Annotated in this window: 1 protein-coding gene; it reads left to right on the forward strand. The window is 51.2% G+C overall.

Features of this window, described 5'->3' with window-relative positions; translation table 11 throughout:
* The coding region (locus PG888_RS22950) for an ISAs1 family transposase (RefSeq protein WP_270694478.1) at positions 1–1,006 on the forward strand (1,006 nt) is incomplete at both ends.

The following is a 1,006-nucleotide window of genomic DNA, read 5'->3' on the forward strand; positions in this document are numbered from 1 at the left end:
CGTCTGTGCTGCTATTGGTGGAGCTCAAGGTTGGGAAGATATCGAGCTTTTCGGCGAGGCACATCTGGAATGGTTTCAGCGTAATGGATTGTTTCATAACGGATTACCTGTTCACGACACCATAGCCAGGATCATCTCCCGTATTCAACCGGAGCAATTCCAGAACGCCTTCGTCCGCTGGATGCAAGCAACATCAGAACGTACCGATGGTGAGCTGATTGCCATTGACGGCAAGACCTTACGCAGCTCTTACGACCGAGACAGTCGTCAGTCTACCATTCATATGGTCAGTGCCTTTGCCGCTGAGAATCGTCTGGTGCTCGGGCAAGTCAAAACAGATGAGAAATCTAACGAAATCACCGCCATTCCTGAATTACTGGCACTCCTCGATATAAAAGGCTGCCTGGTATCCATCGATGCCATGGGCTGCCAGACTGGAATAGCCTCAACCATAGTCAAGGGCGGTGGCGACTACTTGCTGGCGGTAAAAGGTAACCAGCCCACACTGCATAATGCAGTACGCGCAGCTCTGGCCGAGTCGACCAAGAAGCCGCTGAGTGAAGAAACGCTCAGTGTCGAGAAAGAGCACGGTCGCATCGATGGCCGCGAGTACCATGTGTTACCAGCCGGAGCACTATCAGAGCAATTTCCAGAGTGGAAATCGCTGAAGACTGTCGGTGTCGCAATATCCTATCGAATTGAAAATATGGAAAAATTTTCGATGGAGTATCGCTACTACATCAGCTCGGCTGAACTGACACCAGAGCAGTTTGCTTCAGCGGTACGAGGGCACTGGGCAATTGAAAATAGCCTGCACTGGGTTCTGGATGTCGTGATGAATGAGGATGCCTGCCAGATATATCGAGGTGATGCCCCTCAAATATTGGCCTGTGCACGACACATGGCGCAAAACATGCTGCGAGCCGAAACCAGCCGTAAGGCAAGCTTGCGGAAGAAGCAGCAATTTGCGGGCATGAGCAGCCCATATCTGGAAAAGGTATTGGAT

Source organism: Aeromonas sp. QDB23 (genome assembly GCF_027707745.1).
GTDB classification, from domain to species: domain Bacteria; phylum Pseudomonadota; class Gammaproteobacteria; order Enterobacterales; family Aeromonadaceae; genus Aeromonas; species Aeromonas allosaccharophila.